This window comes from Gordonia sp. 852002-50395_SCH5434458 (assembly GCF_001665905.1).
Lineage (GTDB): Bacteria > Actinomycetota > Actinomycetes > Mycobacteriales > Mycobacteriaceae > Gordonia > Gordonia jacobaea.
In genome coordinates this window covers 18,499-45,498 of sequence record NZ_LZTC01000097.1, presented here as the reverse complement: position 1 = coordinate 45,498, position 27,000 = coordinate 18,499, and the positions used below count along the sequence as shown (strand labels likewise).

Here is a 27,000-nt window from a genome sequence, read left to right as displayed (position 1 = left end):
CGACTGACTCAGGCGTCGCTCTTGCCCTCGCCTGCCTTGCTCAGCTCCACCGGAGCGTCGGGCAGCTCGCGCGGCTTCTCCGAACCGACGAAGGTGAACTTCGCGTCCTCGCCTTCGCCTTCGCCGTCCCAGTTCTCGACGTCGATCAGCACGATCTGACCCGGCTCGACCTCGCCGAACAGGATCTTCTCCGAAAGCTGATCCTCGATCTCACGCTGGATGGTGCGACGCAGCGGGCGCGCACCGAGAACCGGATCGAAACCACGCTTGGCCAGCAGCGACTTGGCCTTGTCCGTGACCTCGATGGCCATGTCCTTGTTGCGCAGCGCGGTCTCGACGCGTGCCAGCATCAGGTCGACCATCTGGATGATCTCGTCCTGGGTGAGCTGGTGGAACACGACGATGTCGTCGATGCGGTTGAGGAACTCCGGCCGGAAGTGCTTCTTGAGCTCGTCGTTGACCTTCTGCTTCATCCGCTCGTACTGCGAGCCGTCGGAGCCGGTCTTCGAGAAGCCGAGGCCGACTGCCTTCGAGATGTCGGAGGTACCGAGGTTCGAGGTGAAGATCAGCACCGTGTTCTTGAAGTCGACGGTACGACCCTGGCCGTCGGTGAGACGTCCGTCTTCGAGGACCTGCAACAGGGTGTTGTAGATCTCCGAGTGTGCCTTCTCGATCTCGTCGAACAGGACCACCGAGAACGGCTTACGGCGCACCTTCTCGGTGAGCTGGCCGCCCTCTTCGTATCCGACGTATCCGGGAGGCGCACCGAACAGACGCGACGCGGTGAAGCGGTCGTGGAACTCGCCCATGTCGATCTGGATGAGCGCGTCGTCCTCGCCGAACAGGAAGTTCGCGAGCGCCTTCGACAGCTCGGTCTTACCGACACCGGACGGGCCGGCGAAGATGAACGAGCCCGACGGGCGCTTCGGGTCTTTGAGCCCTGCGCGGGTACGACGGATCGCCTTCGACACGGCCTTGACCGCGTCTTCCTGGCCGATGATCCGCTTGTGCAGCTCGTCCTCCATGCGGAGCAGACGGGTGGTCTCCTCCTCGGTGAGCTTGAACACCGGGATGCCGGTCCAGTTACCGAGAACCTCGGCGATCTGCTCGTCGTCGACCTCGGCCACGACGTCCATATCGCCACTGCGCCACTGCTTTTCACGCTCGGCGCGCTCGTTGACGAGTTGCTTCTCCTTGTCGCGCAGGCTCGCGGCCTTCTCGAAGTCCTGCGCGTCGATCGCGCTTTCCTTCTCCTTGCGCGCGTCGGCGATGCGCTCGTCGAACTCGCGCAGGTCTGGCGGTGCGGTCATCCGGCGGATGCGCATGCGCGCGCCTGCCTCGTCGATGAGGTCGATCGCCTTGTCGGGCAGGAAGCGGTCGTTGATGTACCGATCGGCAAGGGTTGCCGCAGCGACGAGAGCTCCGTCGGTGATGGACACACGGTGGTGCGTCTCGTAGCGGTCGCGCAGACCCTTGAGGATCTCGATGGTGTGCTCCACCGACGGCTCGCCGACCTGCACCGGCTGGAAGCGACGCTCGAGTGCTGCGTCCTTCTCGATGTACTTGCGGTACTCGTCGAGCGTGGTGGCACCGATGGTCTGCAGCTCGCCGCGGGCCAGCTTCGGCTTGAGGATGCTCGCAGCGTCGATTGCGCCCTCTGCGGCACCGGCACCAACGAGCGTGTGCAGCTCGTCGATGAACAGGATGATGTCGCCGCGGGTGTTGATCTCCTTGAGCACCTTCTTGAGGCGTTCCTCGAAGTCGCCGCGGTAACGGCTGCCTGCGACCAGCGAACCGAGGTCGAGCGTGTAGAGCTGCTTGTCCTTGAGCGTCTCGGGCACCTGGCCGTTGACGATGGCCTGCGCCAGTCCCTCGACGACAGCGGTCTTGCCGACGCCGGGCTCGCCGATCAGAACAGGGTTGTTCTTGGTGCGGCGGCTCAAGACCTGCATGACCCGCTCGATCTCTTTCTCGCGCCCGATGACGGGGTCGAGTTTGCCCTCGGCGGCAGCAGCGGTCAGGTTTCTGCCGAACTGGTCGAGGACGAGCGAGGTCGACGGCGTGCCTGCCTCGCTGGAACGACCGCCGGTGCCCGCCTCCTGCGGCTCCTTGCCCTGGTAACCGGACAGGAGCTGGATGACCTGCTGGCGGACCCGGTTGAGGTCGGCGCCGAGCTTGACCAGAACCTGCGCGGCAACGCCCTCGCCCTCGCGGATGAGGCCGAGCAGGATGTGCTCGGTACCGATGTAGTTGTGGCCGAGCTGCAGCGCTTCACGCAGCGACAACTCGAGGACCTTCTTGGCACGCGGCGTGAACGGGATGTGCCCCGACGGCGCCTGCTGACCCTGGCCGATGATCTCCTCGACCTGGCTGCGGACGCCCTCGAGGGAGATCCCCAGAGACTCCAGTGCCTTGGCGGCAACGCCCTCACCCTCGTGGATCAGACCCAGGAGGATGTGCTCGGTGCCGATGTAGTTGTGGTTGAGCATCCGCGCCTCTTCTTGGGCCAGAACCACAACCCGGCGTGCGCGGTCGGTGAACCGTTCGAACATTGTTCTCCCTCACATTGCTAGCGCCCCGGCCGTCGATGTCTTCAAGCCTCTTGGCGACAACTGCGGTGGTGTCGGATATACGACGACCAGCCTGGCTTCCACTGTAGTGGTCAACTGGAGTGCACCTGCACTTAACGTCTGCACAGGTCGCAACGAAAACAGGTGTCGGCGGGGATCTGACAGCTACAACTCCGCAGGACACGGGCATGTTCCGGCAAATGGTGACGTGGGCTACGCCGAGAGCGAACGAGGTTCTGTGTACTACCGGACCGGCTCGTAACGGAGGACGACGATGTCGGCGTCGAGCCCGGAGCGCTCGACAAGGCGCAGGTCGACGTGCTGCGAGATCCCCTCGAAGATCCGCGGACCGTGGCCGACGATGCGCGGATGGACGATGAACTCGTACGAGTCGATGAGGTCGAGTTCGGCAAGCGCGAGCGGCAGCGTGACGCCCCCGGTGGCCAGGCCGTTGCCCGGTTGGGCCTTGAGTTCGCGGACCGTCGACTCGAGGTCGTCGCGACGGATCAGTTCGGCATTCCAGTCGACGCTGGTGAGCGAGTCGGAGACGACGTACTTCTTCGCACGGTCGATAACGTGGGCGAAGGGCACCATCCACTCGGGCCTGCCGTCGGTGATCTCGTCGTTTCTGGCGACCTCTCGCCATCCGGCTTCCATCATCTCGTAGATCACCCGACCGAAGACCAGCGCATCGGCGTCGGCGAGTAGCTGTGCCGAATGCCGATGCATCGCCTCGGTCGGGTTGACGGCCGTGTGGTCGACACAGCCGTCGATCGTGATGTTGATGGAGTATCGCAGTGGCCGCATGGGCGAAGGATACTGATCCGCCGATGCCGCGCTCGCGCTCATTGCTCACCTCGTTGCGCAAGTGCAATCACGTTTCCCGAGGGATCGGTGAACCAGGCGATGTCGGGTCCGACACCGTTGCCGTGCACGATGCCGCGCTCGTCGTGCTCGAAGCCGTCGTAACGCAGGAATTCGACGCCGCGCGCGGCCAGGTCGTCGATGCTCTTGGCGAGGTCGGGCACGGGAATGTTGAGCACGGTGAAGGTCGCGGGTTGGTGATCGGGCTTCGGGTAGGCAAGGACGGTGGTACCGCGGTTGATGCGGATACCCAGAATGTCGTTGTCCCCCATGGGGAATCGCAAGACTCGCATGCCGAGTACGTCGCGATAGAACTGCTCGGTCGTGGCGGTGTCGCGCACTGCGAAGCCGGAGTAGGGCGATGTCGGGGAACTCATCTGCGCCTCGTGCTCGTCGGACAATGAGACGAGTTGCAGCCAGTTGCCGTCGGGGTCCTCGACCGTCGCGAACTGGTTGCCGTCGCGGTCTTCGAGCGGGCTGATCCAGGTGGCCCCGAGGGCGTCGAGGCGCGCGGCCGTCGCCGCAGCATCGTCGACCTCGACGTTGAGCAGCGTACGCGCTCCCTGCGGGTTGCGCCCCGAGACGTCGTCGCGCTTGTCGAACATCAGGTAGAAGCCGTCGAGCTCGATGATTGTGTAGCCCGGTCCGTCAGGACCGCCCGGTGCCGACATCGGTTCGGCTTCGAATGCGGTCGCGTACCAGCGCGCGAGCTGCTGCGGATCGTCGGTGGACAGGAGCATGGAGGAAATGGTTGCGGTTGCCATGCAGGTGTTGACCGGCCCGGAGCCGAAAACTCATCGAAGTTGCGTGGGACAGCGGGGTACAAAAATGCCCCCGTGGATCCCACGCAACTCGGATCCCCGTGCGCGACCCGGCCGAGACGGCGTCCCATCGATGAATGACTCCTGCTAACGACTGCCCTGCCGTCGACCGATCACCTCAACAGCGGGCCGATCGCACGGCCGGCAGCCAGCGTCCACTGGTTCCCCGAGCGGAAGGCACCCCTCATGCACTCATTCGCCACCCGAACCCGGCTCTCCCTCCGAACGCGACGTCTCATCGTCCTCGCGCTGACCCTCGCGGGCCTGGTCGCGGGAACGCTGGGGGCAACCACGCTCGGCTCGGGCTCCGCGTCGGCCGCACCGCCGTACGGCAGCGGCCACGGACTCTGTTTCGACATCAATTCCCCGCTGGCGAAGTCGTCACTCTCGAAGATCGGGCGTGACGCCAACGGTGGCGGCTGGTCGCCGTACCGCGCGAGCAACAATCCGTTGAGGAATGGGTGCAACCTCGACTGGATGTTGGTCAACGGCAACGGAATCGGTGATGCGACGTATCAGTCACGCGTACTTCTGTTCAAGCACGGTCGATTCATCGGAACCGTCGATCCGAGGCCGTACGGCTACACCTGGGTGGCGAAGTACACCAAGAACTCGGTAACGGTCCGCTACCGCTGGCTCAAGTCGTCGGACCCGTTGTGCTGCGCCAGCGGCGGACCGACGTTCGTCACGGCGTACACCGTCGGCACCCACATCATCCGCGTCGGACACTTCCCACCGCACCCCTGACCACCTGGCCCGACCACCGCCCCGCTGCGTTGACGCTGCGGGGCGGTGTGCTGTGCGAAGAAAGTTCTCCCAACGGCCGTCGGGTTTCGGTGGCGGCGAACGATGATGGTGGTGTGAGCGGCGAACACACCGGCCCCGAGGCCATTCTCGAGGTCTACGACGAGGCGCTACCCGCTGTCTACGGGTACGTCTTTCGACGCTGCTCGGATCGGCGGATCGCCGAGGACGTGACCTCTGAGACGTTCCTGGCCGCGATGGACACGATGCGTCGCGACCGGACCGCCTCGCCGAATGTCGGCTGGTTGATCGGCGTCGCCCGGCACAAGCTCGCCGACCACTGGCGGCGGGCGCAGCGCACACCCGAACCGGTCGACGAACTACCCGAACACCCCGACGACGGGTGGGATGCCCACCTCGACCGCATGGTCGCGCACGCGACACTGGCGCAACTCTCACCGATCAACCGCGCCGTGTTGACGTTGCGCTACGTCGACGACCTGCCGGTCGCCGACTGCGCGCACATCCTCGGCCGTACGGTCGGCGCCACCGAGGCACTGCTCACCAGGGCCAAGCGAGCATTCCGCGAGGCCTATCCGCTCAACCAGTCCGCGAAGGGGTGATCGCATGAACGCCGACGACGCGACGCCGACATCGCACGACCCGCTCAGCGTTCTGAGCTCCGCCACGACGCCGGGCTGGAACGAACCCCTCGCTCCCGCACACGATTTCGCCGAAGCACTACGCAGGCGACTCGAGCGTGGAGTGTCACTTCCCGAAGGAGTCGACATGAACACCGTCCAACTCGAACACGAATTGACCGCAACCGACATCGACACGAGCGCACCGCAGGAGCTCGTCGAACGACCGGGCGCGCTGCCCTATCTCACCGTGAACGACGCGCGCTCGGCGCTCGACTGGTACGTCGAACGGCTCGGCGCCACCGTTCGTGGTGAGCCGATCCTCATGGACGACAACACGATCGGACATGCCGAGCTCGAGGTCGGGGGCGGAGCGATCTACCTGGCGGAAGAGTTCCCCGACATGGGGTTGCGGGCGCCGCAGCCCGGAGCGGTATCGGTCAGCCTCATGCTCGCCGTCGACGACACCGACGAGGCTCTGCGTCGCGCCACGGCAGGCGGAGCCGCAGTGACCCGAGAACCCTACGAGGCGTACGGTTCTCGCACCGCGACCATCATCGATCCCTACGGGCACCGATGGATGCTGACCGGTCCGACGCTCGCGGCGCGGGCCTCGATGAGCGAGCCGCCTGCCGCGCGAATCCTTCAGGGCGACATCGGTTTCATCTCGGTCAACACCCACGACGCCGCTCGCGCCCGCGCCTTCTACGGCGCGGTCCTGGGTTGGGAGTTCGACGACGAGCTGCGCATGGTGACCACCGCGAGTCACCCCACCGTCGTGGTGGAAACGTCTGGGCCGCAGACGATCTTCTGCGCCTACGCGGTCGACGACCTCGACGCCGCGCGGCGTCGGATCGAAGCGGCCGGAGGGACGACACGCGACGACCGGCACGGCCTCGACTGCGTGGACGATCAGGGCGTCGAATTCGCGGTGTACGTCGCAGCCCCCGACGAACCGCGCGCGGCTCAGCATCCGCGCGGCGTCGGCGAGCTGTCGTATCTGACGGTGCACACCCGCGACAGCGCACGGTTGCGCGAGTTCTACGGGACCGCGCTGGGCTGGACGTTCACGCCCGGACGTATCGCCGACGGCTGGGAGGTCGACGACGCACACCCGCAGATCGGTATCGCGGGCGGAGCGGATTCCGACGTTGCGGTGCCCATGTGGAACGTCGACGACGTCGGCGCAGCCGTCGAGCGGGTCCGCGCAGCGGGAGGCTCGGTGATCTCCGAACCCGAGCGCGCGGCGTACGGGATCGTGGCACTGTGCGCCGACGACCAGGGAGCGCAGTTCTACCTCGGGCAGCTGTTCTGAGGCGACGAACCGGAAAGTTGTGTGGGACATACGGGTACAAAAATGCCCCCGTATGTCCCACGCAACTTTGCCGTCAGCGGCTGTCGTAGCGCTCGCGCGCCTGCTCGACGTCCGGTAGGTGCCCCTCGACCAGTTCGATGACAGCCATCAGGCGCTGAGCCACCTCGCGACCCAGATCGGTCAGGGAGTACTCCACCTTTGGGGGAATCGATTGCAGCACAGTGCGGTTGACGAATCCGTCGCGCTCCAGTGTCTGCAGCGTCACCGACAGCATTCGCTCGCTGACACCCTGAACCCGACGCCGCAGCGCACTGAACCGCAGGTCACCGTCGTACAGAGCTCCGAGCGCGAGCAGGCCCCAGCGACTCGTCACATCCTGCAGCACTTCGCGCGATCCGCAATCCCGCGCGAACACGTCGGCTTCGAGCGCCGGATCTTCTAGTGCCGGATCGATGTCGGAGTCACGCGCCGAGCGGTCTTCTGCCCTGGTCATGACCTCAGTGTACTGCACATTACAGCCAGCGCTTCCAGAAACTGTTGCACTATACGAAAGGTAAGTGCACGATGAGATGGACAGCTTGATCCACCAGAACACCAGGAGATCACATGACCACCTATGCAATCACCGGAGCAACGGGGCAGCTCGGCGGACTCGCCGCCGATAGCTTGCGCGCCGCTGGCGTCGACGTCGCCGACATCGTGGCAATCGTGCGCGACGAGAAGAAGGCGAGCGCGCTGTCGAATGTGGGAGTGAACGTCCGCGTCGCCGACTACGAATCGCCCGAGACGTTGCGCGCAGCCCTTGCGGGCGTCGATCGTCTGCTGCTGGTGTCCGGCAGCGAGGTGGGTCGTCGAATCCCGCAGCACCGCAACGTGATCGACGCAGCCAAGGAAGCCGGGGTCTCGCTGATCGCCTACACCTCCATCCTGCGCGCCGACACCAGCACCCTGGCGCTCGCGGAGGAGCATCAGGCCACCGAGCAACTGCTCACCGAGAGCGGAATCCCCACCGTGCTCCTGCGCAACGGTTGGTACTGGGAGAACTACCTGGCGGGCGCGTCGGCCGCGATCGACACGGGAAACCTCTACGGCAGCGCGGGCGACGGCAAGGTGGCGGGCGCGTCGCGTTCGGACTATGCCGACGCAGCGGCGTCGGCCCTGATCAACGCCAAGGGCGGCGAGATCTACGAGCTCGCGGGTTCGGAGCATCTGACGCTCAGCGACATCGCTGCGACGCTTGCGAAGGTGAGCGGCCGTCACGTGCACTACCAGGATCTTCCCGAAGCGGACTTTGCAGCGGCGCTGACCAGTAACGGTGTCCCCGAGGCTTTCGCGAAGGTCCTCGCCGACTCGGATGCGGGCATCGCGCGCGGTGAACTCGACTCCGATTCCACCGACCTCGAGACCCTTGCGGGCCATCCCTCGACGCCGCTCGCCGACGTGATCAGCGGCGCGCTTTCTGCTACCGGCGCCTGACTCGGGAGAGCGTGACCTCACGCGGGGCCGGTCGGCCGCGTGGCGCAGAACGCGTCCGTGATTGACTGTTGGCCATGTCTGCCCGCTCCGCTGTGAGGCGCGTTGCACACCGCATGCCGTTTGGCATCGGCACAGTCACCCTGGTGTTGATCGCACTTCTCGTCGCGACCGTCGGGATCGTGCTATCCATCGGAACACCCACGGTGGCACGGACATACGAGAACGCCCAGCTCCGCGGCTACTCACAGCAGCCAGAGGTCGCCTGGACCGCATCGGCGGAGACACTGCCCGGCTACAACCAGACCGGCAACATCGAGGTCGCCGACGCCCGCGGCGATCACTGGCTGCTCTCGTATCCGCGCGGCATCGGACGCGCCTACCAACTCGTCGATCGACACAGTGGACGCGCACTGTGGTCGCAGCCCGTCGTCGCAGGGCTCGGTTCGTGTGCGTTCGACGCCGCGGGGAACGTCGGGTGTGCCATCAAGCTCGGCGATCAGCCGGACGGCTTCTATATCGTCGACGACTCGGGCAGCGTCGGTTCGAAGTCGGCACTCGACGACACCGCCCGGGTGGTCGGAGTCGGCGCGAACTTCGTGCGCATCGATCAAGCCGGTTACGAGGTCTCGATGCGCACCGCAGCGGGCAAGCGCGTCTGGGGCCGTACCTTCGCGTCCGCGGCGCAGGCGACATTCGACCACGACATGCTCATCATCTCGACGGCCGACGGCAGCCGATTCGTCGTCGATTCGCGGGGCAAGGACACTCTGCGCTGCCGCCAGTGCGACATCCTGACGTACTCCTCGGGCCTCGCCGTTGTTCGACGCGACGGGGATCAGGAGTCCGTCGACACCTACGCCGTGGTCGGCGGCACCCCCACCCGACGCCCGACGTCGGAGTCCGCCGAAGCCGAGGTGGTGGACGGACCGTCGACCCTTCCGGTGCTCACGACGGTCGGCGACGCATCTATGCAGGCGACGCAGGGCTTCTACCAGGTGCGCGACCCGGCCCGTGGGGCAGCGCTCTGGCAGATCACCGATCCGAACCTCTCGAAATCCAACACCCGACCGTGTGGATCGATGGTCGCTTTCGCGCGGATGGACCGCTCACGGGTCGTCTACCAACTCGACGACGGCGAGCGCGCGGGAACCCTGCCGGTGCCGAGCATCGACGACCCCGACACCAACCTCGACCTGTTGAGCTGCGTCGGCTCGTCCGGCGATCACCTGGTGTTCGGCAGCAGCGGCCAACTGACAGCGTTCGACGTCCCTGCGGGCAAGGTCGCTTGGACCCGTCCGATCCTTGGGCGGGCGACGGACGTCGACGGCTACATCGTGCTCACCGAGGGCACCTCGCTGTCGGTGTTGCGGCCCAACTAGGGGTTTTACGAAGGGCCGAAATCCTTGCATCAGCAAGGGCCTAAAGCCCCTGTGTGCCTGACGTCACACTCGACGAAACATCCCCGTAACGACCAGCGATGTCGCACGTCGGCGTTCAGCGATCACTCAGTTTTCGATAACGCTGCGATAACGGTAAGGACACGTCCGCATGTACGGTCTCTCTCGGTACATCCACCGACGTACGTGTGAGGTTCAGTTTTGGGTAAGCATTCGAAGCAGCGGCGAGCAATTTTGCCGCATGCGTTCACCAAGTCGCGGGCGCCGCTGATCGGGGCCGCATTGATCCCCGTCGTCGGAGCCCTGACTGTTGCCGCGGGCGCCAACGCCGACCATGGCGCCCTGGGCGCTCCCACACCGAGCCAGTCCACCACACAGTCCGCCGCCACTCCGAGCGCGCAGAAGGACGCTGAGGCGCAAAAGAAGGCGCCCGCTCCCGCACAGCCGGTCGTCGCGACCCAGAAGGCGACAGCGACGCCCCCGCCTCCCCCACCGCTTCCCGCCAGCGTCACCGACGGCGCCGTCCCGCAGGTCGCGTTCGAGGCGTACCGAAAGGCCGCCGACACGATGGCACGCGATCAGCCGAACTGCGGCATCCCGTGGACGCTCATCGCCGGAATCGGCAAGGTGGAATCGCACCACGCCAACGAGGGCGACGCCACACCCGACGGCACGCTGAAGAATCCGATCTTCGGACCGATGCTCGACGGTTCGCTCGCGGGCAACCAGGTCATCACCGACACCGACGGCGGACGCCTCGACGGCGACTCCGCCCACGACCGCGCCGTCGGACCGATGCAGTTCATCCCCGCCACGTGGGAGAAGTACGGCGCCGACGGTAACGGCGACGGCAAGATCGACCCGCAAAACCTCTTCGACGGTGCGCTGACCACAGCCCGGTACCTGTGCGACGGCCACCTCGACCTGCGCAACCAGGCCTCCGAGGCCACAGCCGTTCTGCGGTACAACAACTCGATGGACTACGTGAACAACGTCCTGGGCTTCGCGCGCAGCTACTGACGCGCACACCGACCGTCCGCCGGGGCGTGAGGGGTGGCCCCGGCGGACGGGACCTGGCAGCAGGATCAGGCGGGCGGGATCAGGCCGGTGAACTCAGAAACGCCTGCAGCGCAGCAGAATACATCGGAACGTCGGCGGCGCCCATCAGTTCACGTGCGCTGTGCATGGCCAGCTGCGGTGCACCGACGTCGATGGTGAGCAGCCCTGTCCGCGTCGCCGTGATCGGTCCGATCGTCGAGCCGCACGGCAGGTCGGCGCGGTGGATGTAGCGCTGCATCGGTACCCCGGCGGTGTCGCAGGCGAGCGCAAATATGGCCTCTCCCAACGCATCCGACGCGTACCGCAGGTTCTGGTTGACCTTGAGAACCGGTCCGCCGTTGATCGCGATCCGGTGCGTCGGCTCGTGCCGGTCCGGGTAGTTCGGGTGAGTGGCGTGCGCCATGTCGCCCGAGACGCATACGCTCGATGCCATGGACCGTAGATAATCGTCGCGAGAACCACCCTGCGACAACACGATTCGCTCCAACGTCGTCGCCAAGAAGTCCGACGCCGCGCCCCGCTCCGAGCCGCTGCCCACCTCTTCGTGGTCGAACAGCGCGAGCACTCTCGTGTGGATCGTCGGCTCGCCGTCGAGCAGCGCGTGCAGTCCCGCGTAGCAGGTGCCCTGGTTGTCGAGCCTTGGGGCGCTGAGCAATTCGTCTTCGGGTCCGATGAGCCTCGATGGCGTGACATCGTGGGTCATCAACTCCCACCCGAGCAGCGCGTCGGCGTCGATGCCCGCGTACTCGGCAACCCACTGCAGGATCGGGGTCGCGGCGTCGACTCCCCAGATCGCGTCGACGTGTCGCTGGGGGTTCAGTGTGACGCCCTTGCGGTCCTCGGAGAGGTGAATCGCCAACTGGGGCACGCGAAGTACCGGCTCGGTGACGTTGACGAGCACACTGCTGACACCACTGTCCGCACGATAGGCAAGCCGACCCGAGAGTCCGAGGTCGCGATCGAGCCACGAGTTCAGCCACGCGCCGCCGTAGGGTTCGAGCGCAACCGTCGCCAGCCCGGCTGATTCACGGTCGGGGTTCTGCTTGAGCCGCAGATTGGGGCTGTCGGTGTGGCCACCGACGATCCGGAATCCGTCGCCATCGCCGAGATCCCACGCGATGATCGACCCGCCACGAATGACATAGAACCGACGGCCCGCGTCGTCGACGAAGCCCTCGAAGGCATCGCTCTCCTCCGTCGACCAGTCCTGATCCTCGAAAAGGCGTTGAAATCCCGCGGATTCGAGCTCGGCGGCGACCGTCGCGCACACGTGGAAGGGTGACGGCGAGGCGTCGATGAACTCACCGAGCCCCTCGGCTGTGGCGGACGTTGCCAGCGACGGGGTGGGCATCGGGATCAGGCGTTGGCGAGTACGGCGTCGATCGCGGAGTAGAACAGCCCGAGACCGTCGTCGCTGGGACCGGTCAGCGCTTCGGTCGCGTGCTCGGGGTGCGGCATGAGTCCGACGATGCGTCCGTTGGGGCTGGAAATGCCGGCGATGTCGAGGACGGAACCGTTGGGATTGCCTCCGGCGTAGGTGAATACGACCAGGCCCTCACCCTTGAGTTCTTCGAGCTTGCGCTCCGGCGCGACGTAGCGACCCTCGCCCGACTTCAGCGGGATGAGGATCTCGGCGCCTGCGTCGAACCGCGACGTCCACGCCGTCGTGTTGTTCTCGACCTTGAGCCACTGGTCCTGGCAGATGAAGTGCAGACCCTCGTTGCGGGTGAGCGCGCCGGGCAGGAGCCCTGCCTCGCACAGGATCTGAAAACCGTTGCAGATTCCCAGAACCGGCATTCCACGCTCGGCCGCCTCGATCACCGCACCCATCACGGGAGCGAACTTGGCGATGGCGCCGGCACGCAGGTAGTCGCCGTAGGAGAAGCCGCCGGGAACGATCACCGCGTCGACCCCCTTGAGGTCGGCGTCGCCGTGCCAGAGTTCGACGGCCTCGGCGCCCGCGATGCGCACCGCACGCGATGCGTCGACGTCGTCGAGGGTTCCGGGGAAGGTGATGACACCGATACGTGCAGTCATGTGGGTCCTACTCGACTCGATCTCGTGCCGTCAGTCGGCGATGCGGGAGACGGTGAAGTTCTCGATCACCGTGTTGGTGAGCAGTTCTTCTGCGATCCGGCCGAGGGTCACGTCATCGACCGAATCGTCGACCTCGAGCTCGAATCGCTTGCCCTGCCGTACCTCGGAGATGCCGTCGAATCCGAGCCGACCGAGGGCTCCGACGATGGCCTGCCCCTGCGGATCGAGGATTTCGGCCTTGGGCATCACGTCGACCACCACTCGTGCCATCGGCTAGCGCTCCTCTTCTCACGTGACATCCGCTCGACGAGACGCCGACGGATTTTCGACGGCTCTCACCTTACCGTTCAACCCGCAACCTGCACTCTCCGGTCGCGGTTTGCCGGTTCCGGGTTGACCTGGCTTGGAGTTGGCCCGGTCTCGGAGTCGACCCGGTCAGAGCACCGCTTCGATGGCCTCGATCACGACCGGGTCGGTCGGCTCGGTGCGCGGGCGGATGCGAGTGGTCACGTGGCCGTCGGCGTCGACGACGAACTTCTCGAAATTCCACTGCACGTCGCCCGCCTCGCCGTTGGCATCTTCGGACTTGGTGAGCTCGGCGTAGAGCGGATGCCGGTCGTCACCGTTGACATCGGTCTTCTCCAGCAGCGGGAAGGTCACGCCGTAGGTGGTCGAGCAGAAGGTGGCGATCTCCTCGGCGCTGCCGGGCTCCTGGCCCATGAACTGGTTGCAGGGCACGCCGACGACGGTCAACCCGCGGTCTGCGTACTTCTCGGCGACCTCCTCGAGGCCCGCGTACTGCGGCGTGAGGCCACACTTGCTCGCGACGTTGACCACGAGCAGCGGCCCGGAGAAGTCAGCGAGGCTCAGCGCCGAGCCGTCGAGCGCGGTGACCGGGATGTTCTTGATGTTGGTTTCCGACATGGGATCGAGAGTAGTCACCGGCTGCCATCCACCGAGATATGTCGCAGATCACAATAGGCCTCGACCATGGTTACATCTCACATACATTTGCGTTGGTGAGATAGTTGCAGGGGCGTTAGTGTTTTCAAGTGTCCGCTCCCGCTCAGCTCCAGAACGACGCCGCATGTGATGCGCTCAGCAGTTTTCTGGAGCGACTCTCCTGCCTCGGTACCGCCGAGGCCATGGACACTCTCGCGGCGTCGGAGCTGACGTTCACGCAGTTCCGCGCCCTTTTCGTCGTATCGATGCACGACGCCCCGATGCCCGTCCACGAGATCGCCGAGTGCGTCGACCTTTCGATTGCGACCGCGGGGCGCACCGTCGACCGACTGGTGCAGGCCGGGCTGGTCGATCGTCGCGAGGATCCGGGCGATCGTCGGGTCAAGCTCGTGACGCTGACCGACCAGGGCCGCGAGACCGTCGAAAAACAGCTGGACATCAAGCGAGACCTCGTCGGACGATTCATCGACGGACTGCCCGATGAATTCCGGGCCGCGCTGACGTCTGCATTACGGAACATCGTCGACGCCGATGTCGACTACTTCACTCTCGACCGCGAGTCCTCGAGGACCCGCACTGCGACACCGTCCACCTCCGAACCGAAAGATCCCTCATGACGAGTTCCTCTGCCGGCGCGCACGCGCACGCCGGCCCACCGGACACCAAGCTCGATCGCCATGTGCTGATCGTCGCCGGTGTGGTCGTGCTCGGCGCGATCATGTCGATCCTCGACGTCACCGTGGTCTCGGTCGCGCAGAACACCTTCCAGAACGAGTTCAACACCGACGCCGCGGGCGCCGCATGGACGATGACCGGCTACACGCTGGCGTTGGCCGCTGTGATCCCGCTGTCGAGTTGGGCCGCAGCACGTTTCGGCACCAAGAACGTCTACATGACGTCGCTCATCCTGTTCACCATCGGCTCCGCGCTCTGTGCCCTGGCATGGAACATCGGCTCCCTCGTGGCATTCCGCGTGGTGCAGGGCCTCGGCGGCGGCCTCCTCATGCCGATCGGCATGATGATCCTCACCAAGGCGGCGGGCCCCGAGCGCGTCGGTTCGGTGATGGCGGTTCTCGGTATCCCGATGTTGCTCGGTCCCATCGCGGGACCGATCCTCGGCGGCCTACTCATCGAGAAGGCGAGCTGGCACTGGGTGTTCCTCATCAACGTGCCGATCGGCATCGTGGCCCTTGTCTATTCGTGGTTCGCGCTGCGCAACGACGAGGAGAAATCGAAACCCAAGATCGACATCCTCGGATTGCTGTTGTTGTCACCTGGTCTTGCGTTGTTCCTCTACGGAATCTCGTCGAGTACCGAGGCGGGTACGTTCATCGACACGAAGGTGCTGACCACGTCGATCATCGGCCTGATCCTCATCCTCGGATTCGTCTGGCACGCACTGCACACCAACCATCCGCTTCTCGACCTGCGACTGTTCAAGAACAAGGTGCTGGCGATCGCCGTCATCACGATGACGTTCTTCATGATCGCCTTCTTCGGTGCGGCGCTGCTCTATCCGCAGTACTTCATCGGAGTCCGCGGAGAGAGCACGCTCGCGGCAGGCCTGCTGCTGGCACCGCAGGGCATCGGCGCCATGCTCACCATGCCGATCGCAGGCAGGATGACCGACAAGATCGGGCCGGGCAAGTTCGTACTCGTGGGCATCGTCCTGATGGCCGTCGGTATGGGCACGTTCATGTTCCTCGGCTCCGACACCCCGTACTGGCTGCTCTGTGGCGCGCTGTTCGTCCAGGGCCTCGGCATGGGTATGACGATGATGCCGATCATGTCGGCAGCGCTGGCGACACTGAGCAACAAGCAGGTGCCCGACGGCTCGACGCTGATGAACGTCGTGCAGCAGACCGCGTCGTCGATCGGTACCGCGATCATCTCGGTGATCCTCGCGACCAACCTCAAGGCGCATGCCGAGTCACAACTGGCAATCGCGTCGAATGCGGCTCCCGAGAAGTACGACATGGCCGTGAAGGCCGGAATGGCACCTCAGGACCCGCCGGATCAGTGGTTCAGTTGGGCCGCCGAGGCGTTCGGCACCACGTTCATCGTGGCCGTCGCGCTGATCGCGGTGACGATCATCCCGGCGTTCTTCCTGCCGCGCAAGAAGATCGCGTCGCCTCTGGTCGAGGAGGACATGGACCGCGCGCCGATCGTCATGCACTGACCTGATCGGCTGGTCACCACACAAGTTGCCCCTGGCTGCGGAAATCGCGGCCAGGGGCAACTTTGTCGTTGTGGTCTACTCGGTCAGCGCGCCGGTCTGCTGAAGAATCCAGGCCAGTTCGAAAGCGACTTCTTCCCACTGTTTGTAGCGACCACTGACGCCGCCGTGGCCGGCCGACATCTCGGTCTTGAGCATGATCGGAGCGTCGGAGGTACTCAACGCCTGAAGCTTCGCAACCCATTTCGCCGCTTCCGTGTACATCACACGGGTGTCGTTGAGCGACGTCTCCGCGAGGATCGACGGATAGGGCTGCGCGGTGACGTTCTCGTACGGCGAGTACGACTTCATGTACTCGTAGACCTCCGCGTCGTGCAACGGATCTCCCCACTCGTCCCATTCGATGACCGTCAGCGGCAACGACGGATCGAGGATCGAGTTCAGCGCGTCGACGAAGGGCACCGACGCCAGAATGCCGTTGAACAACTCGGGCGCGAGATTGGCGACCGCCCCCATCAGCAGTCCGCCTGCCGAACCACCTTCTGCGACCATCAATTTCGGCGTAGTCCAGCCCTTGTCGACCAGGTATCGTGCCGAATCGACGAAGTCGGTGAAGGTGTTCTTCTTGGTGAGCGTCTTGCCGTTCTCATACCAATGACGCCCCATCTCACCACCGCCGCGCACGTGTGCGAGCACGAATACGACGCCGCGATCGAGCATCGACAACCGTGACACCGAGAAACCGGGATCGAAACTCGCCTCGTACGAGCCGTAGCCGTAAAGCAACAACGGTGCGGGCGAAGAACTCTCACTGCCATCGACTCCGACACCCTTGCGTCGGACGATCGACAGCGGGATCTGCGTTCCATCTGCGGCCGTTGCCCATTCGCGGGACTGCTCGTACTCGTCGGGGTCGTAGCCGCCGAGTACCGGCTGCCGCTTGAGCAGCGTACGTTCACCTGTTTCGACGTCGAGCTCGAACAACTCGGCGGGTTCGATGAAGCTGCCGTATCCGAAACGCAGACGGGGCGTTGCCCATTCGCGGTTGCCGGCGAGCCCCAGCGAGAACAGCTCCTGCGCGACTGCGACCTCGATGAAGTCCTCCGCGACCGGCATGCCGTCGATACGGCGCAGATCGGCAATCGAGACCCGGGGCAGCGCGTCGGCGCGATACGACAGGACGAGGTAGTCGCGGAAGGCGTCGATGTCCTCGATCCGGACGCCGCGGCGATGACCGATGAATTCGGTTCGGGCAGAAGGGTCGTCGACGGGTGCGATGTCGATCGCGAAGTCGTCGGCCTTCTCGCCGTCGCGGATGTCGTTGTGCACGATCAAGAAGTAGTCGCGACCGGAGATCTCGGCATGCTCAACCGAATACTCGACGCCATCGACACGCGGTGCGACACTGCGGAATTCACCTGTCGGATCGTCGGCGGCAAGCACGAAGCACTCTGACGTGATCTTCGATCCCGTCACGATCATCAGGTACTTGTCGCTGCGAGTCGAACCCGTGCCGACCCAGTACCGCTCGTCCGGCTCGTGGAACACCGTCACGTCGTCGGTGCCCGCCCCGATGTCGTGGCGCCACACCGTATCCGGGCGCCACGCGGCGTCGACCGTCTGATAGAACACGTGCTTGGCGTCGAGTGACCACGACGCTCCGCCCGCGGTGTCGGTGATGACGTCGGGGAGCAGTTCGCCGGTCTCGAGGTTCTTGAACCGCAACGTGTATCGCTCGTCACCGACGACGTCGGTGCTGTACGCGAGCCACTTGCCGTCGTGGCTGATGGCGAGCGAACCGAGGCTGAAGAATTCGTGTCCTTCTGCTTCGACGTTGGCGTCGAGCAAAATCTCCTCGCCCGGCAGCGGTGCGTCGTCGGACACCTCGGGCGGCGTCCAATTGTCGACATCGACGATGGGGCAACGACATTGGATGCCGTACTGCTTACCCTCCTGCGTGCGGCCGTAGTACCAGTAGCCGCCGCGTCGGCCCGGCACCGACATGTCGGTTTCCTTGGTGCGCGACTTGATCTCACCGAAGATCGTGGCGCGCAGGTCTGCGAGCTGAGCCGTATTCGCCTCTGTGTAGGCGTTCTCGGCCTCGAGGAAGGCGATCACCTCGGCGTCGTCCTTGTCGCGCAACCACTCGTACTCGTCGACGAAGGTGTCGCCATGGTGGGTGCGCTCGGTACGAACCTTCTTCGCGACCGGCGGTACCGCCGGGGAGGCGGCGGTCGGGGTGGCAGAGTTGCCGGATTGTGCGTCGGTCACGGGTCTCCTATGCGTGGTCGGGCCAGTCGTCGAACGACTTCTGCGAAATCAGTTCGTAGGCTTCGATATAACGTGCGCGGGTGCGCTCGACGACGTCAGCGGGCAGGCTGGGCGGCGGGTCGTCGGACGATCGGTCCCAGCCCGACGCCGCCGAGGTCAGCCAGTTGCGGACGATCTGTTTGTCGAAGCTGGGTTGTACGTGTCCCGGCGAATACGAGGCGGCGTCCCAGTATCGGGACGAGTCGGGGGTCAGCACCTCGTCGGCGAGGACGAGCGAGCCGTCGGGCGTTTGACCGAACTCGAACTTGGTGTCGGCCAGGATGATTCCGCGCCCTGCGGCGAGATCGGCTCCCCTGCCGTAGATGTCGAGCGTCGCGGTGCGCAGGGACTCGGCGAGGTCGGCGCCGACGACATCTGCAGCCTGCTCGAAGGTGATGTTCTCGTCGTGATCACCCTGCTCCGCCTTGGTCGCGGGAGTGAAGATCGGTTCCGGCAGCTTGTCGGCCTCATGCAGACCCGACGGGAGTACGACGCCGCACACCGCGCCGGTCTTGTTGTAGTCGATGAGACCGGACCCGGTCAGATAACCGCGGGCGACGCATTCGACGGGAACCATCGGCAGCTTGTGCACCACCATTGACCGACCCACGAGCTCAGCGGGTATGCGCTCGTCATCGGGGCCACCGGCGAGATGGTTCGGCACGCCGAGCGCGTCGAACCAGAAGAAGCTCATCGCGGTGAGGATGCGGCCCTTGTCGGGTATCTCCGGCGAGAGCACGAAGTCGTACGCCGAGATGCGGTCGCTGGCGACCATGAGCAGGGTGTCGGAATCGATCTGATAGATCTCGCGCACCTTGCCCGAGGCCACAAAGGTGTACGAATCGAGAGCTGGACGCATGCTTCGACCTTAGTTGCTGCGTCGGCGCGCAGACATGTTCGGGTTGACGGCCGGACTTCGGAGCCCCGGCACATCATGTGGGACCGTAGGCAGATGACCCCACCCGCGATCACCATCACCTACTGCACGCAGTGCAACTGGCTGCTGCGCGCGAGCTGGATGGCCTCGGAGATCCTGAGCACCTTCGGCACCGACCTCGGCTCGGTCACCCTGGTCCCCGGCACCGGCGGCATCTTCCGCATCGACGTCGACGGGACACAGCTCTGGGAACGCAAGGCCGACGGCGGTTTCCCCGACGCCGCCGAGCTCAAGCGCCGCCTGCGCGACACCGCGCTGCCCGACTGGCAGCTCGGCCACTCCGAGAAGAAGTGAGTGGTTTCGACAAGCTCAACCAGCGGGAGCGCCGCTCAACCAGCGTCTAGAGGATGGGCGCGGGCACGTAGTTGGCGGCCTCGGGGTTGTCGGCGATGAGCTTTTCCGCGGCGGCGATGACGTCGGCGACCTGGCGGCCTGCGGCTCCGACGAACGCCTCCTTGTCGTCGAGTAGCGCGTCGAGCTGGGCGCGGTCGAGGGGGATGCGCTCGTCGGCGGCCAAGCGGTCGAGCAGGTCGGGCTCGCGACCTTCCTCGCGCATCGCGAGCGCAACGGCAACGGCGTTCTCCTTGATCGCCTCGTGCGCGGCCTCGCGCCCTACGCCCGCTCGCACCGATGCCATCAGCACCTTGGTGGTGGCCAGGAACGGCAGGTAACGGGCCAATTCGTTCTCGATGACGGCGGGGTAGGCACCGAACTCGGCGAGCACGGTCAGGAAGGTCTCCAGCATGCCGTCGATCGCGAAGAAGGCGTCCGGCAGCGCGACGCGTCGCACCACCGAGCAGAACACGTCGCCCTCGTTCCACTGCGCGCCCGCGAGTTCGGCGGCCATCGAGCCGTAGCCACGCAGCACCACCTGCAGGCCGTTGACGCGCTCACAGCTACGCGTGTTCATCTTGTGCGGCATCGCCGACGACCCGACCTGGCCCGGCTGGAAACCCTCGGTGACCAGCTCGTGGCCGGCCATCAGCCGGATCGTGTGCGCCAACGACGACGGCCCCGCACCCACCTGCACAAGCGCGGACACGACGTCGTGATCGAGCGAGCGTGGGTAGATCTGGCCGACGGATGTCAGCGATCGCGCGAATCCGAGGTGCCCGGCGACGCGCGTTTCGAGGTCGGCGAGCTTCGACGCGTCGCCGCCCAGCAGGTCGAGCATGTCCTGGCTGGTACCCATCGGCCCCTTGACGCCACGCAGCGGGTAGCGGTCGATGGTTTCGTCGACGCGCTGCAACGCGATCATGAGCTCGTCGGCAGCGGACGCGAACCTCTTGCCCAGCGTCGTGGCCTGCGCGGCGACGTTGTGACTGCGTCCGGCCATCACCGTCGAGCTGTACTGCGCAGCATGCTCGACGAGTCGTGCGAGCACCGTGATCCCGTGCGCGTACACGTGCCGCAGCGATTGCAGGATCTGCAACTGCTCGACGTTCTCGGTGAGGTCGCGGCTCGTCATGCCCTTGTGGATCTGCTCGTGGCCGGCGAGCGCGTTGAACTCTTCGATGCGCGCCTTCACGTCGTGGCGGGTGATGCGTTCACGCTCAGCGATCGACGCGAGGTCGATCTGGTCGATGACTGCCTCGTAGTCGGCGACCGCGCCGTCGGGGACGTCGATCCCCAGGTCCTGCTGCGCCTTCAGAACAGCCAGCCACAGGCGGCGTTCAAGCGCGATCTTGTTGGTCGCCGACCAGATCTCGGCGAGGTCGGCAGACGCATATCGGCTGGCCAGAACATTGGTGATGGCAGGTTTCGACACGCCAACAGTCTAGTCGTGTACTCGACACTCGACTGTCACGGGCGTCTGGCCGTCCGCCGGCCACGGGCGGCGACTCAGATCGCGAAGCACGTCCCGCCCGAGCCATAGCCCTGGTGCACTCGTGCAAGCGTCAGCTTCGACCGCACACCGTTCTGTTTGGTGTAGAGGTATCTGTCGCCGATCCGGCGGGGAATCCATCTGATCGTCGCCTGGCCGCCAGCAGGTTCGGCGCTCCCGATGAGCCGTGGTGTGTAGCCCTTCTTGCCCTCCCAGAACGTGACCGTCCCGCGCGAGTTCACCAAGCCCGTCAGCCAATACGTGCATCCGGTTCCGTAGACCACCGAGGAGAACGGCACTCCCGGATCGGGCGCCTGGACCGGTTCGGCCGACGCCGCGCCCTGCGCCGACAACGCTGCGACGAGCACGCCCACCGCGACGACGACGGTCGCCACTACCCGACCGATACCGCGGCTCCACGCCACGACGGTTCTCCGCTGATTCACCGTGGTTCCTCCACTCGTGGGGCCAGCACGTCGACGACCTCGCCGAGCGCGTCGCGCGTCGCGCCGGCTGGCGACGATCCGCTGCCGAGCGCACCGAGAACGGCGCCGTCTTCGATGGCGATGAGGTTCTCGATGTGTGCGGCCCGTGCCAACCGTCCCGACCTGTCGAGCACGACGAGGTGTGTTGCGGCGAGCGTCGCACGTCGCGCGGCCACGACGTCGTAGAGCCGCGGGTACCTGGGTGTGAGCGCGATCATTTCGTAGCGGGCCGCCAACTCGTCGTGGGGGGTGTTCTCACCGACGAACACGTCGGCGAGGATCTCTGCGGTCGCGTGACTTCCTCGACGACGCCGTGCAACCGCCTCACCCCGATCGACGATCGCCTGCTCGTCTGCCCGCGACACGAAGCCCGCGGCCTCGGCCATCAGGTCGTCGAGCGAGCCGAAGTAGTACGTCGTCGACGCGAGTGGCAATTGCGCGCGATCGGCAACTGCTCGGTGACGCACGGCGTCGAAGCCGCCCTCCAGCAACAACTCTCCGGCAGCCGCGATGAGGCGCGACCGCCTGCGCTCTCCCTTGGGAGTGGTCGCCGCCGTCATGGCCCCCATGCTGCCAAGCGATTTCACTGCACGGTTGGCTTTCGCGAATCTCGACCTCGCGATCACACGCGTTGGGCATATTGCGTACTCAGGTGAAGTAGTGCCCGGCCGCGAGGTCGCTGAGTAAACCGGGGAACTCCGGCTCCCAGTCGAGCAGTTCACGAGTCAGCGTCGACGACGTCGGATTGTCGATGCCGACGAAGCCTGCGAGATAACCGAATACGTCAGCAGCCCTGTCCGCGGGAACCGACACCACCGGGACGTCGAGTCCCCGACCGATGGCCGCGGCGATCTCCCGGAACGGCACACCCTCCTCGGCAACCGCGTGTAGCCGGGTGCCTGCCGGTGCCGATTCGAGCGCACGGCGATAGACGCGCGCGGCGTCGCGGGTGTGCACCGCGGGCCACCGGTTGTGTCCGTCACCCAGGTATCCCGACGACCCCGCGTTACGCGCGAACCCGATCAATCCGGGGACGAAGCCATGGCGGTCGAGGTCGGAGTGCACCGTCGGAGGTAGACGCACCACCGACGACCGCACATCGTCGTCGGCAAGTCCGATCACGAAGTTCTCGGAGTCGATCCGGTACCCCGAAGGAAGCGCATCCTCCTCGGTGCCGGGGCGTCCGGTGATGCCGGAAGCGGCCAAGAGAAGCGTTCCGGATGTACCCACCAGGGGTTTGCCGGTACCGCGCACGGCGTCACGGATGGCGGTGAGAGCCGCGAGGTCGGAATCTGCGGCGCCTGCCATGTCGCCGACCTGCATGAGGTCGTGTCGGAAGGCGAGATGGATGACACCGTCGGAGTCCGACGCGGCCGCACGCAACACGTCGAGGTCGTCGAGTCCACCACGGACGACCTCCGCCCCGCGGTCAGCCACGAGCGCGGCCGCGTCGTCAGAGCGAGCAAGTCCGACGACGCTGTGGCCAGCCGTAATGAGCTCGGGTATGAGTGCGGACCCGATGTGTCCCGACGCACCGGTGAGAAAAACGCGCATGACAAGCCTCTTCGTAGTGATGACATGATCTGACATCACTCACGCTACCCCTGATGTCAGGTTCTGTCATCGACGCTATTCTGGCCAGATGGGTCGATGGCCGACGGGATCACGGGAGCGGATGCAGACAGCCGCGGTCGAGTTGTTCCTCGAGAAGGGTTTCGACGAGACCTCGGTCGCCGACATCACCGAGCGCGCGGACGTCACCGAGCGGACCTTCTATCGGCATTTCGGCGACAAACGCGAGGTGCTGTTCGACCGCGAGCGCACCCTCGAGCGGGCGACGATCGAAGCGGTCGCCGATACTCCCGCGGGCATTGCTCCGCTCGACGCCGCAGCTCACGCCCTCGCCGCGGCGAGCAGCCGGTTCTTCGTCGACAGGCTCGACCACGCTCGAATCCGGCAGCGAATCATCGACGCCACTCCCGAGCTACACGAACGGGAGCTACTCAAGATGACCTCGCTCGCGGACGCACTGGCCGTGGCACTGGAAGCCCGCGGCCACGCCCCCGTGCGCGCACGACTGGCCGCTGACATGGCGATTGCAGCTTTCACCGCAGCGTTCGATCACTGGCTCTCGGACGGCACCGACACGGAACTCGGCGCACTCGTCCTCGACACGGTCGACGAGTTGCGAAGCGTGGCAGGCGAATCCACCGTTCGGCGGCCGTAACAGCGTTGCGCGGTGCAACGTCGAGTACGGTGGTTCACGGTTTGACGGATACTCCCTGGGGTATATTGGAGCCATATCCAGCCACCCCGAGGAGGCGCACATGGTCGGCGACGACGAAGCGATCACCGTCGTACTCAACAGATTGCGCCGTGCGCACGGTCAGCTCGCGGGCGTGATCTCGATGATCGAGCAGGGCCGTGACTGCAAGGACGTCGTCACGCAGCTCGCCGCGGTCTCGCGTGCACTCGACCGCGCCGGGTTCAAGATCGTCGCCACGGGCCTGCGTGAATGCCTCACCGGCGACGAGGCAACGACGGAACCCATGACAGAAGAACAGCTAGAGAAGCTGTTCCTCGCTCTGGCCTGAACCCGGCCCCATATCCGGCCATACAGAATCGCCGGGCACACAAGAAAGGAAACGCCATGCAACTCGGCTACTCCACCACCCTCACCACCGAGTTCGACGACGCCGTCGCCCGCACCCGCGCAGCGCTGGCAGAGCAGGGATTCGGCGTGCTCACCGAGATCGACGTCACCGCGACGTTGAAGAAGAAGCTCGATGAAGACATCGAGCCCTACCTGATCCTCGGTGCGTGTAATCCCGGTCTCGCGCACCGCGCACTCGGCATCGAACGGCAGATCGGTCTGCTGCTGCCGTGCAACGTGGTCGTCCGGGCGAATCCCGAGGTCACGGGCGAAGTGATCGTCGAAGCGATGAACCCCGACATCATGGTCGCGGTCGCCGATGCGCCGGGGCTACCCGACGTCGCCGCAGACGCGTCGACCAAGCTGAAGGCGGCAATCGCCGCTATCTGATCGGTGCCCACTATCCTGTGAACTCGATGAGCACCGATCACCGGCCGAACGCCGCAACCCCGCGCGCCGACCCCACCTCCGACGCGCCGTCGGCGCAGCCCAACCGTCGGGCCGTTCTCGCGTCCGCCCTGGGTGTCTCGGCAATCGGAGCGCTGTCGGCGTTCTCACTGTCGTCGTGCTCACGCTCGGATGCGGTGACTGTCGACGAGCGGCGAGCGGCGGTCCCCCGTTCCGCCGACGACGAGTTGCCCATCGAGACCTCGCCCGCGCCCATCGCCGAGGGTCCGAAGCTCATCACGGGTAGCTTCGTCTCCGCCAAGATGGGTGGTCGGCCGACGCGTTGGGCCGTGGCACGACCGTCGGGTGTGACCGGCACGCTCCCCGTCGTGGTGGTCCTGCACGCGTTGAACACAAACGAGCAGTCGATCTTCACCAATAAGCTCAGCGTCCAGACCGTGCTTCAGGAGTACGTCGACGCGGGCAATGCGCCGTTCGCGATTGCCGCGGTCGACGGCGCGCGCAACTACTGGCACGCGCGCGCCGACGGAACCGACGGCGGCGCAATGGTTCTCGACGAGTTCATCCCGATGCTGGCGAGCAATCGCGAACTCGATTTATCCACCGATCGACTCGGGCTCTTCGGCTGGTCGATGGGCGGTTACGGAGCACTGCGCCTCGGAGCGCTACTCGGCGCGCCCCGCGTCGCTGCGATCGCGGTGAGTTCGCCTGCGCTGTGGGCAGATCCGAACAATTTCCCGCAACGCGCCTTCGACAGTTTCGACGACTATCAGCGCAACTCGCTGTTCGGCCAGCAGCGCGCGTTCGACAAGATCCCGCTGCTGATCACCATCGGTTCGAGCGATCAGTTCTACACCTACACCCGTCAATGGGCCGCAGGGCTACACCCACCGGCGGCATTCGGGACAGCGGCCGGCGGACACACGAATCGCTACTGGCGCAGCGTTCTTCCCGATCAGGTGGCGTTCCTCGGGCGCGAACTGGCCCGTTAGATCAGATACTGATCTCGCCGTCGAGCGCGGCCTTGCCGATGTCGGTGCGGTGATGTGAGCCCGGCAGTTTGATCGCGTCGATCCGCTCGTAGGCCTGAGCGCGCGCCTCGGCGAGGTCGGCACCAACCCCGAGCACTCCGAGTACCCGACCTCCCGACGACACCACGGCACCGGACGCATCGACTGCCGTTCCTGCGTGCAGCACGCCCTCGCCTGATGCGCCGGTGATCGCGTCGCCCGTGCGCGGCTTGCCCGGGTAGTTCTCCGCTGCGACCACCACGATGACTGCCGCGCCGTCTTCCCACTCCAGTGGGGGCAGGTCGGCCAGGGTGCCGGTTGCCGTCGCGTTGAGCGCTTGTCCCAGAGGCGATTTCAGCAGCGCGAGCACCGCCTGAGTCTCGGGATCACCGAACCGACAATTGAATTCGACGACGGACGGCCCGTCCTTGCCGATCGCGAGTCCGGCATAGAGCAGCCCGGAAAACGGAGTACCGCGTCGAACCATCTCTGCCGCAACAGGTTTGACCACATCGTCGACGATCTGGCTGGTCACCTCGTCGGGTAGCCACGGCAGCGGCGTGTAGGCGCCCATGCCACCGGTGTTGGGCCCGGTGTCGTTGTCGCCGACGCGCTTGTGGTCTTGTGCGGGGATCAGCGGTACGACGGTCTCGCCGTCGACCAGGCAGAACAGTGAGACCTCTGGTCCATCGAGAAAGCTTTCGAGCAGGACCGGATGGCCGATCTCGAGACACTCGGCCGCGTGACTCCGTGCGGCCGCGCGGTCGGTGGTCACGACGACGCCCTTGCCCGCGGCCAAGCCGTCGTCCTTGACCACCCAGGTCGGGCCGAAACGATCGAGCGCGGCGTCGAGTTTGGCAGGGTTGTCGACGACCTCGCTGTGCGCGGTGCGGACACCGGCCGCTGCCATGACATCTTTGGCGAAGGCCTTCGATCCCTCGATCTGTGCCGCCTGCGCTCCGGGTCCGAACGTCGCGAACCCTGCGTCGCGCAGCACGTCGGCCACACCGAGGACCAGCGGCACCTCGGGGCCGATGACGACGAGATCAGCGTCGAGCTGACGCGCCAGTGCCACCACACCGTCGGCCGACACGACGTCGACGGCGTGATTGGTGGCGATCGACGCAGTCCCCGCGTTACCGGGCGCGACGTGCAGTTCGGTGACCGACGGATCGCGGGACAGGCCGAGGAGCAGGGCGTGTTCACGGCCGCCCGAGCCGATGACTAGTACGCGCACGCCCACGACTCTAGTGGTTGGAGTGCGCGCGAAGCAGCACAGGTGGGGCGGCGTCGACGCGGCGCAGCGATG

The 27,000-nt window shown here is 65.6% G+C and carries 28 protein-coding genes; 13 read left to right on the top strand and 15 right to left on the bottom strand.

Annotation, left to right across the window (positions count from 1 at the left end; translation table 11 throughout):
- Positions 1 to 8 precede the first annotated feature (8 nt).
- From A5785_RS20540 to A5785_RS20530, 3 genes are all read right to left on the bottom strand, one after another.
- Positions 9 to 2,552, bottom strand: coding sequence for an ATP-dependent Clp protease ATP-binding subunit (locus tag A5785_RS20540; RefSeq protein WP_049697687.1), 2,544 nt, complete (start codon positions 2,550 to 2,552; stop codon positions 9 to 11).
- A gap of 261 nt (positions 2,553 to 2,813) precedes the next feature.
- A complete protein-coding gene (locus A5785_RS20535; RefSeq protein WP_064869031.1) occupies positions 2,814 to 3,377 on the bottom strand; it encodes a dihydrofolate reductase family protein in 564 nt (187 codons plus the stop codon).
- Positions 3,378 to 3,415: 38 nt separating this feature from the next.
- Positions 3,416 to 4,198, bottom strand: coding sequence for a VOC family protein (locus A5785_RS20530; protein WP_049697686.1), 783 nt, complete (start codon positions 4,196 to 4,198; stop codon positions 3,416 to 3,418).
- A gap of 243 nt (positions 4,199 to 4,441) precedes the next feature.
- Between A5785_RS20530 and A5785_RS20525 the strand changes: the two genes are divergently transcribed.
- From A5785_RS20525 to A5785_RS20515, 3 genes are all read left to right on the top strand, one after another.
- Entirely contained in the window at positions 4,442 to 5,002 is a 561-nt protein-coding gene (locus A5785_RS20525) for an LppP/LprE family lipoprotein (RefSeq protein WP_064868906.1), read from the top strand.
- A gap of 113 nt (positions 5,003 to 5,115) precedes the next feature.
- A complete protein-coding gene (locus A5785_RS20520) occupies positions 5,116 to 5,622 on the top strand; it encodes an RNA polymerase sigma factor (RefSeq protein WP_049697684.1) in 507 nt (168 codons plus the stop codon).
- A 4-nt stretch (positions 5,623 to 5,626) separates the two neighbouring features.
- Positions 5,627 to 6,955: a VOC family protein gene (locus tag A5785_RS20515; protein WP_064868903.1), complete on the top strand. Its 1,329-nt coding sequence runs from the start codon at positions 5,627 to 5,629 to the stop codon at positions 6,953 to 6,955.
- Positions 6,956 to 7,028: 73 nt separating this feature from the next.
- On the opposite strand, the gene A5785_RS20510 is transcribed toward A5785_RS20515, so the two are convergent.
- Positions 7,029 to 7,448 carry a winged helix-turn-helix transcriptional regulator gene (locus tag A5785_RS20510; protein ID WP_049697682.1) on the bottom strand — a complete coding sequence of 140 codons (420 nt, stop codon included), beginning with the start codon at positions 7,446 to 7,448 and terminating at the stop codon, positions 7,029 to 7,031.
- A gap of 113 nt (positions 7,449 to 7,561) precedes the next feature.
- Between A5785_RS20510 and A5785_RS20505 the strand changes: the two genes are divergently transcribed.
- The 3 genes from A5785_RS20505 (at position 7,562) to A5785_RS20495 (ending at position 10,848) form a co-directional block, all read left to right on the top strand.
- Positions 7,562 to 8,431: an SDR family oxidoreductase gene (locus tag A5785_RS20505; protein ID WP_064868900.1), complete on the top strand. Its 870-nt coding sequence runs from the start codon at positions 7,562 to 7,564 to the stop codon at positions 8,429 to 8,431.
- Between the two features lie 113 nt (positions 8,432 to 8,544).
- Complete coding sequence (locus A5785_RS20500; RefSeq protein ID WP_082938031.1) at positions 8,545 to 9,810, top strand: hypothetical protein; 1,266 nt, start codon at positions 8,545 to 8,547, stop codon at positions 9,808 to 9,810.
- A 219-nt stretch (positions 9,811 to 10,029) separates the two neighbouring features.
- Positions 10,030 to 10,848, top strand: coding sequence for a lytic transglycosylase domain-containing protein (locus tag A5785_RS20495; RefSeq protein WP_064868896.1), 819 nt, complete (start codon positions 10,030 to 10,032; stop codon positions 10,846 to 10,848).
- Between the two features lie 79 nt (positions 10,849 to 10,927).
- On the opposite strand, the gene A5785_RS20490 is transcribed toward A5785_RS20495, so the two are convergent.
- The 4 genes from A5785_RS20490 to A5785_RS20475 all read right to left on the bottom strand — a co-directional run bounded on the left by A5785_RS20490 (position 10,928) and on the right by A5785_RS20475 (position 13,848).
- Positions 10,928 to 12,238 carry a M18 family aminopeptidase gene (locus tag A5785_RS20490; protein WP_049697678.1) on the bottom strand — a complete coding sequence of 437 codons (1,311 nt, stop codon included), beginning with the start codon at positions 12,236 to 12,238 and terminating at the stop codon, positions 10,928 to 10,930.
- Positions 12,239 to 12,243: 5 nt separating this feature from the next.
- Positions 12,244 to 12,924: a phosphoribosylformylglycinamidine synthase subunit PurQ gene (purQ, locus tag A5785_RS20485; RefSeq protein WP_064868893.1), complete on the bottom strand. Its 681-nt coding sequence runs from the start codon at positions 12,922 to 12,924 to the stop codon at positions 12,244 to 12,246.
- 30 nt (positions 12,925 to 12,954) lie between these two features.
- Positions 12,955 to 13,194 (bottom strand): phosphoribosylformylglycinamidine synthase subunit PurS, encoded by a 240-nt coding sequence (gene purS / locus A5785_RS20480; protein ID WP_064868890.1) that lies wholly within the window; start codon positions 13,192 to 13,194, stop codon positions 12,955 to 12,957.
- 165 nt (positions 13,195 to 13,359) lie between these two features.
- Positions 13,360 to 13,848: a glutathione peroxidase gene (locus tag A5785_RS20475; RefSeq protein WP_064868887.1), complete on the bottom strand. Its 489-nt coding sequence runs from the start codon at positions 13,846 to 13,848 to the stop codon at positions 13,360 to 13,362.
- 128 nt (positions 13,849 to 13,976) lie between these two features.
- On the opposite strand from A5785_RS20475, the gene A5785_RS20470 reads away from it, so the two are divergent.
- Together A5785_RS20470 and A5785_RS20465 are read left to right on the top strand one after the other, a co-directional pair.
- On the top strand, positions 13,977 to 14,504 hold the full coding sequence (locus A5785_RS20470; RefSeq protein ID WP_064868884.1) for a MarR family winged helix-turn-helix transcriptional regulator: 528 nt from the start codon (positions 13,977 to 13,979) through the stop codon (positions 14,502 to 14,504).
- Positions 14,501 to 16,066 (top strand): DHA2 family efflux MFS transporter permease subunit, encoded by a 1,566-nt coding sequence (locus tag A5785_RS20465; RefSeq protein WP_064868880.1) that lies wholly within the window; start codon positions 14,501 to 14,503, stop codon positions 16,064 to 16,066. The genes A5785_RS20470 and A5785_RS20465 overlap by 4 nt, the downstream gene beginning before the upstream one ends.
- Positions 16,067 to 16,141: 75 nt before the next feature.
- On the opposite strand, the gene A5785_RS20460 is transcribed toward A5785_RS20465, so the two are convergent.
- Both A5785_RS20460 and A5785_RS20455 read right to left on the bottom strand, forming a co-directional pair.
- A complete protein-coding gene (locus A5785_RS20460; RefSeq protein WP_064868877.1) occupies positions 16,142 to 18,334 on the bottom strand; it encodes a S9 family peptidase in 2,193 nt (730 codons plus the stop codon).
- 7 nt (positions 18,335 to 18,341) lie between these two features.
- Positions 18,342 to 19,232 (bottom strand): phosphoribosylaminoimidazolesuccinocarboxamide synthase, encoded by an 891-nt coding sequence (locus A5785_RS20455; RefSeq protein ID WP_064868875.1) that lies wholly within the window; start codon positions 19,230 to 19,232, stop codon positions 18,342 to 18,344.
- Between the two features lie 93 nt (positions 19,233 to 19,325).
- Between A5785_RS20455 and A5785_RS20450 the strand changes: the two genes are divergently transcribed.
- The gene (locus tag A5785_RS20450; protein ID WP_049698034.1) at positions 19,326 to 19,604 is read left to right on the top strand and encodes a SelT/SelW/SelH family protein; all 279 of its coding nucleotides are present in this window, start codon (positions 19,326 to 19,328) and stop codon (positions 19,602 to 19,604) included.
- 46 nt (positions 19,605 to 19,650) lie between these two features.
- On the opposite strand, the gene purB is transcribed toward A5785_RS20450, so the two are convergent.
- From purB to A5785_RS20430, 4 genes are all read right to left on the bottom strand, one after another.
- Entirely contained in the window at positions 19,651 to 21,078 is a 1,428-nt protein-coding gene (gene purB, locus A5785_RS20445) for an adenylosuccinate lyase (RefSeq protein WP_064868872.1), read from the bottom strand.
- A 74-nt stretch (positions 21,079 to 21,152) separates the two neighbouring features.
- Positions 21,153 to 21,581 carry a hypothetical protein gene (locus tag A5785_RS20440; protein ID WP_231894255.1) on the bottom strand — a complete coding sequence of 143 codons (429 nt, stop codon included), beginning with the start codon at positions 21,579 to 21,581 and terminating at the stop codon, positions 21,153 to 21,155.
- The gene (locus A5785_RS20435) at positions 21,578 to 22,189 is read right to left on the bottom strand and encodes a TetR/AcrR family transcriptional regulator (RefSeq protein ID WP_049698032.1); all 612 of its coding nucleotides are present in this window, start codon (positions 22,187 to 22,189) and stop codon (positions 21,578 to 21,580) included. Before A5785_RS20435 ends, A5785_RS20440 begins: the two co-directional genes overlap by 4 nt.
- 79 nt (positions 22,190 to 22,268) lie before the next feature.
- The gene (locus A5785_RS20430; protein ID WP_064869024.1) at positions 22,269 to 23,174 is read right to left on the bottom strand and encodes an SDR family oxidoreductase; all 906 of its coding nucleotides are present in this window, start codon (positions 23,172 to 23,174) and stop codon (positions 22,269 to 22,271) included.
- Positions 23,175 to 23,295: 121 nt separating this feature from the next.
- On the opposite strand from A5785_RS20430, the gene A5785_RS20425 reads away from it, so the two are divergent.
- From A5785_RS20425 to A5785_RS20410, 4 genes are all read left to right on the top strand, one after another.
- Positions 23,296 to 23,847 carry a TetR/AcrR family transcriptional regulator; helix-turn-helix transcriptional regulator gene (locus A5785_RS20425; protein WP_231894256.1) on the top strand — a complete coding sequence of 184 codons (552 nt, stop codon included), beginning with the start codon at positions 23,296 to 23,298 and terminating at the stop codon, positions 23,845 to 23,847.
- Positions 23,848 to 23,947: 100 nt separating this feature from the next.
- Complete coding sequence (locus A5785_RS20420; RefSeq protein ID WP_005207431.1) at positions 23,948 to 24,214, top strand: metal-sensitive transcriptional regulator; 267 nt, start codon at positions 23,948 to 23,950, stop codon at positions 24,212 to 24,214.
- 56 nt (positions 24,215 to 24,270) lie between these two features.
- The gene (locus tag A5785_RS20415) at positions 24,271 to 24,663 is read left to right on the top strand and encodes a DUF302 domain-containing protein (protein WP_049697670.1); all 393 of its coding nucleotides are present in this window, start codon (positions 24,271 to 24,273) and stop codon (positions 24,661 to 24,663) included.
- A 26-nt stretch (positions 24,664 to 24,689) separates the two neighbouring features.
- Positions 24,690 to 25,673 carry an alpha/beta hydrolase gene (locus A5785_RS20410; protein WP_064869021.1) on the top strand — a complete coding sequence of 328 codons (984 nt, stop codon included), beginning with the start codon at positions 24,690 to 24,692 and terminating at the stop codon, positions 25,671 to 25,673.
- A gap of 1 nt (position 25,674) precedes the next feature.
- On the opposite strand, the gene purD is transcribed toward A5785_RS20410, so the two are convergent.
- A complete protein-coding gene (gene purD / locus A5785_RS20405) occupies positions 25,675 to 26,928 on the bottom strand; it encodes a phosphoribosylamine--glycine ligase (RefSeq protein ID WP_197494561.1) in 1,254 nt (417 codons plus the stop codon).
- Positions 26,929 to 27,000: the final 72 nt, after the last annotated feature.

What these genes read in the sequence shown, in the direction of transcription:
- A5785_RS20540 (WP_049697687.1), bottom strand. Translation starts at nt 2,552, where the DNA reads ATGTTCGAACGGTTCACCGACCGCGCACGCCGGGTTGTGGTTCTGGCC.
- A5785_RS20455 (WP_064868875.1), bottom strand. Translation starts at nt 19,232, where the DNA reads ATGCGTCCAGCTCTCGATTCGTACACCTTTGTGGCCTCGGGCAAGGTG.
- A5785_RS20515 (WP_064868903.1), top strand. Translation starts at nt 5,627, where the DNA reads ATGAACGCCGACGACGCGACGCCGACATCGCACGACCCGCTCAGCGTT.
- A5785_RS20530 (WP_049697686.1), bottom strand. Translation starts at nt 4,198, where the DNA reads ATGGCAACCGCAACCATTTCCTCCATGCTCCTGTCCACCGACGATCCG.
- A5785_RS20420 (WP_005207431.1), top strand. Translation starts at nt 23,948, where the DNA reads ATGGTCGGCGACGACGAAGCGATCACCGTCGTACTCAACAGATTGCGC.
- A5785_RS20430 (WP_064869024.1), bottom strand. Translation starts at nt 23,174, where the DNA reads ATGCGCGTTTTTCTCACCGGTGCGTCGGGACACATCGGGTCCGCACTC.
- purQ (WP_064868893.1), bottom strand. Translation starts at nt 12,924, where the DNA reads ATGACTGCACGTATCGGTGTCATCACCTTCCCCGGAACCCTCGACGAC.
- A5785_RS20425 (WP_231894256.1), top strand. Translation starts at nt 23,296, where the DNA reads ATGCAGACAGCCGCGGTCGAGTTGTTCCTCGAGAAGGGTTTCGACGAG.
- A5785_RS20500 (WP_082938031.1), top strand. Translation starts at nt 8,545, where the DNA reads ATGCCGTTTGGCATCGGCACAGTCACCCTGGTGTTGATCGCACTTCTC.
- A5785_RS20535 (WP_064869031.1), bottom strand. Translation starts at nt 3,377, where the DNA reads ATGCGGCCACTGCGATACTCCATCAACATCACGATCGACGGCTGTGTC.
- A5785_RS20435 (WP_049698032.1), bottom strand. Translation starts at nt 22,189, where the DNA reads ATGGGGGCCATGACGGCGGCGACCACTCCCAAGGGAGAGCGCAGGCGG.
- A5785_RS20505 (WP_064868900.1), top strand. Translation starts at nt 7,562, where the DNA reads ATGACCACCTATGCAATCACCGGAGCAACGGGGCAGCTCGGCGGACTC.
- A5785_RS20465 (WP_064868880.1), top strand. Translation starts at nt 14,501, where the DNA reads ATGACGAGTTCCTCTGCCGGCGCGCACGCGCACGCCGGCCCACCGGAC.
- purS (WP_064868890.1), bottom strand. Translation starts at nt 13,194, where the DNA reads ATGGCACGAGTGGTGGTCGACGTGATGCCCAAGGCCGAAATCCTCGAT.
- A5785_RS20490 (WP_049697678.1), bottom strand. Translation starts at nt 12,238, where the DNA reads ATGCCCACCCCGTCGCTGGCAACGTCCGCCACAGCCGAGGGGCTCGGT.
- A5785_RS20510 (WP_049697682.1), bottom strand. Translation starts at nt 7,448, where the DNA reads ATGACCAGGGCAGAAGACCGCTCGGCGCGTGACTCCGACATCGATCCG.
- A5785_RS20410 (WP_064869021.1), top strand. Translation starts at nt 24,690, where the DNA reads ATGAGCACCGATCACCGGCCGAACGCCGCAACCCCGCGCGCCGACCCC.
- A5785_RS20475 (WP_064868887.1), bottom strand. Translation starts at nt 13,848, where the DNA reads ATGTCGGAAACCAACATCAAGAACATCCCGGTCACCGCGCTCGACGGC.
- A5785_RS20415 (WP_049697670.1), top strand. Translation starts at nt 24,271, where the DNA reads ATGCAACTCGGCTACTCCACCACCCTCACCACCGAGTTCGACGACGCC.
- A5785_RS20525 (WP_064868906.1), top strand. Translation starts at nt 4,442, where the DNA reads ATGCACTCATTCGCCACCCGAACCCGGCTCTCCCTCCGAACGCGACGT.
- A5785_RS20450 (WP_049698034.1), top strand. Translation starts at nt 19,326, where the DNA reads ATGACCCCACCCGCGATCACCATCACCTACTGCACGCAGTGCAACTGG.